The sequence below is a fragment of the Bilophila sp. genome (assembly GCF_057864385.1).
The window spans coordinates 1-4,036 of the sequence record NZ_DBMAFI010000124.1 but is presented as its reverse complement, the minus strand read 5'-3'; the positions used below and the strand labels follow the sequence as shown (position 1 = coordinate 4,036).

Genomic DNA, 4,036 nt, shown 5'->3' with positions numbered 1-4,036 from the left:
TGCCGGCTTATTTTCCTTTTTCAGGATACGTCCGATGTCATCGCTGACATTCAGTCGTGTCTGATAGTCCAGAGCAGAAAAAGGTTCATCAAGCAGGAGCAGGTCTGGTTTTAATGCTAGTGTGCGGATGAGAGCTGCACGCTGTCGCATCCCGCCGGATAACTGAGAAGGACGGGCAGTACGGAATTTGTCAAGTCCGTAAGTGTCTATCATTTCTTCGATATAAGCAAGCTTTTCTTCACATTCTACAAAATCTGGATCCCCAGAAGCACAAAGTCTTTCTCTTGCCGTTGAGACAATATCCGAGTAGTAGATATCAAGCATTTTTCCAAAAGCTTCATCTAATATACCTGCATATTCGATTTTTTGTTGTGCGCTTAGTGCATTTTTTTCAAATTCCTTCGAAATATAAGCAAGAGCACTCTGTACTATGTTATCTCTGGAGACACCACATTCTTTTGCAAGTTTTGTAAATGTTTCTTTCGCGTCTTTGCTAATGGCATAGCTCATCCTGTTTCCTTCCGTTGGATCGGAAAAAACTGGCAACATACCTTTTGAATAGGCTTGCATGGCAATTGCCGCAAGTGAATCCAAAAAATTTCGAATTGTCAGGTTAGACGTTTTGGCAAGCTGACGGAGAAAATCCTCCCATTGGGGGGAAAGTCTGAAAATCGTCTTGCCGACTATTTGTTTTTTGGCACCAAGTGTAACGAGCACTTTTTTATTGATTGTACCCGCGCATGTCGGTTTTACTGTTTGTTCTCTCATGGAACCTCCCGATGGCTAGACTATCGCCTAAATCATTGTAGAGGTCAATATTATGGTGAGGGATTTTTTTGAAATAAGGATTCTTTTTTTGACTTCATGAATGCGCTCACCGTTTTCCCTGTCTTTGGGCTTCCCGGGGTTCAAAGGGGCATGGCCCCTTGCCAGCCGTGAGGCTATACGTACGGCGTATAGACGAAACGTAGGCTGGCCCTCGGAGACAAGGCCGGACGAATAAACAGGCATCTGTGCGAAAGCATGTACGCATGATGCGGGTATCGGGAATGCGGCAGGTGTGTATCCGGCGTGTCGCTGGTGGGCATGACGACAGTGCCGGGCAAGCATCCGGCATATAAGGAGACGGTATACGGCGAATGCCTGAACGCTATGCGCAAACCGTGTAGTCAGTATCCGACGCAAGGCAAGGTCGGCATAACGCGCATGACGGCACGGACATCTGAACTCCGGGCGAGAGGCCACGCCGTATGTATCGGGGAAACTCTGTGGAGCATACGCCGGGACAGATTTGCACGTATCGTGTCCGCCGTGTCGATATGTGGGGAAACTGCGGGAGGCGGGAAACGCTTTTTTGTGCCTTTGTCTTTGTGCTTCCGACCTGCGAGTTTCCTTTGACCGAGCCCCCGCCGGAGGCTTCCTCGTCCGTCGCCCGCGAGTATATAAGGCCGTAAGCCAGGGCATGAACGTCAAGGCCCGCGAAGCGGCCCGGCAGGGCTTGGCCTTGACGGAATGCCCGCTTCCGGCACCCATGCGGGTGTGACGGACGAAGAGCCGGGGATTTCCCTCCTCTCTCCCGCGCAAGGAAATATGGCATAACGTGATGTTCCCACTATGGACATATATGATTTGCCATTTCCCATGCGGATGGGTATTCTTGGCTTAACAGCGGCGGGGAAACGCCACCAGGCAGAAGTCCGCCGTCTTCATTGGAACAGCCCTCTACCCCGTTCCCGCGCTGTTTCGTCCATCTCCTTCTTTTTCCTGATTATCCAGAGACATCTCACCCCGTCAGATGAAATCCCCGAAGTTTCGGGGTATCTGACGGGGTAAAATTTTTTTCAAAATATTTTTATTCTATTTTTTTCAGTAAGATAAATCACAAAAACGCCTGAGCTACGATGAAGCGCATCGCGTGACCAACAACGTCTCGGTGGCGGGCCAGCTTCAGGCCGACATGACCACAATGGCCCGCGAAAGCCGCAAGTGGAACCTGTCCATCGGACTGTACACGCAGTCCATTGACGACATTCCCAAAATCATCACCGACGAACTGGCTACCACGGTCGTCATCCTCGGTTCCGGCACGGAAAAAAGCATCGACAATCTCTCGGAACGCTTCGGCCTGAACGGGGCCTGCCGTCAGGCACTCTCACGGTTGGGCAAGCCCGGCAAGGCCGGTTCCAATCTCATTACCCTGTTCAGGACAGGTTCGGGCATGTCACAGCTTGTCCTCAGTCTGACCATAGGCCCTCAATCCCTGTGGGCCTTTTCCACCACCACGGAAGATGTGGCTATCCGCAACAATCTCTATCAGCGGCTGGGGCCGTCCGAAGCCCTGCGGCGGCTGGCCGCTCGTTTTCCGGGCGGTTCGGCCAAGGCCGAAGTGGAACGCCGCAGGCGCAATGTCGAAGACCAGAGCGACGCCGATGGGGAAGTCGTCAATAAATTTTTGCCCAAATGGTAATACACCTTAATATGGACTGCCGCCCAAAAAGATGCTATATTTTTCGTATATTTCATTGCAATTACACGCTATTCTTTTCAACTCGACAAAAGCATTTTTAATCAGATGTCTGTAGCGGTATAAATAATGGTCATATTCTCTTTGGATTTTTCAATTTTTGCGTGGTGGAATTACCGCTTCCATACCATGTTCTTCTATATATTCAATGAAACTGTTGCTGTCATAGCCTCTATCGGCAAGAATATAACCAGCATCGAATCCCTCCATGAGTTCGCAAGACTGCGTGCAATCCGCAACGGTACCTGACGTGATAACCATTCTGCCCGCATACCATGCGCATCCACGGCCAGATGTATCTTTGAGTTGAGCCCCCTTTTGTGCGCCCTATGCCCTGGTTGCCACCTTTTGTTCCTGTCCCGTCCTGATGGACTTTAATATAGGAAGCGTCAAGCATCAGCCATTCAAAATTCGGTTCATCAATAAGGATTTCAAGAAGCTTTTCCCAAAACCCATTGTCCCGCCATTTGCAAAATCTGCGATGTGTGTTTTTCTAGTCGCCATAGTCCAGTGGCAGGTCGCGCTATGGAGAGCCAGTTCGTAAAATCCAAAAAACCGCATTGATAAACAGTCTGTTATCTCTGGCAGCAACGCCTTTTGCTCCTTTACGTCCCGGCAAATAAGGTTTTAATAATTTCCATAAGCTATCTGATATATCGTGGAATCTATGTGCTGATACCATTCATTCCCCTGATAGTATGAGAATGAAAATAGATACAAAATATAAATAATCAAATGACGATACTGCCTAAGCAGAAGCGCCAACGAGCCAGTTAATTGAAGTCTAGAAAATTTGAGAATACGAACTGCTCGTCTAAAAGAATAAGTTTACATAGTGATTTCACTTTCACATTGAAATATATTCCTCTACCATATTTAAATAATTATTAAAAACAGAATAAATACAACTACAATTTTCCCAATCAACCGTATCTGCATACGATTGTCATATATTCTGATACTTATCAAATATTAATGATTCAATTTTTTTAGCTTATACTTTGGTGTACAAAAACGCAAAATTTTCATATTGTATATCTTTATACAATATATTTTTGAATTTTATTGTTTTAATCAAGATATTTTGATGTAAAAATGCAACTAGGGTCAGAGCTCGTTATTTTCAAGAGAAGGAAAACAGGGTATGCAGGAGGCACGGAGGTTCCCATACGTACTCTGTTTTATCTTTCCAAAAGTCACTTAGAGCGTATCAAACCGTTCTTTCCCCGTTCTCATAGTGCTCCCCGTGTGGATGACAGGCATGTCATCAGCGACATCATCTACGTCATCAAGTACGGATTTCAGTAGGAGAGTACTTGAGTACGGTCCGCACAAAACTCTGTACAACCGTTTTGTCAAATTAAATAAATCATAATTTTCAACAAGTAAACAAATAAGATGTCTTTTGATGACTCCCTGATGCCCGACTCACCCACCTCAAGGCTTACCGTACGGCGGCAAGTCTGCCCCAAAAGGGGATTCCCCACGTCTCATCGGTCGAACGAAAGGCGG

General features: G+C 46.8%; 2 protein-coding genes and 1 pseudogene. 1 reads left to right on the top strand and 2 read right to left on the bottom strand.

What is annotated here, in order from left to right; genetic code table 11:
* The coding region (locus tag ACZM8Y_RS17840; protein ID WP_489501977.1) for an ATP-binding cassette domain-containing protein at positions 1-768 on the bottom strand (768 nt) is incomplete at its 3' end.
* Positions 769-1,915: 1,147 nt separating this feature from the next.
* Here ACZM8Y_RS17840 and ACZM8Y_RS17835 point away from each other — a divergent pair.
* Positions 1,916-2,467 carry a hypothetical protein gene (locus ACZM8Y_RS17835; protein ID WP_482334613.1) on the top strand — a complete coding sequence of 184 codons (552 nt, stop codon included), beginning with the start codon at positions 1,916-1,918 and terminating at the stop codon, positions 2,465-2,467.
* On the opposite strand, the pseudogene ACZM8Y_RS17830 reads toward ACZM8Y_RS17835, so the two are convergent.
* Positions 2,442-3,206: pseudogene (locus ACZM8Y_RS17830) on the bottom strand (IS5 family transposase). The gene ACZM8Y_RS17835 and the pseudogene ACZM8Y_RS17830 sit on opposite strands and share 26 nt — an antisense overlap.
* Between the last annotated feature and the right edge of the window lie 830 nt (positions 3,207-4,036).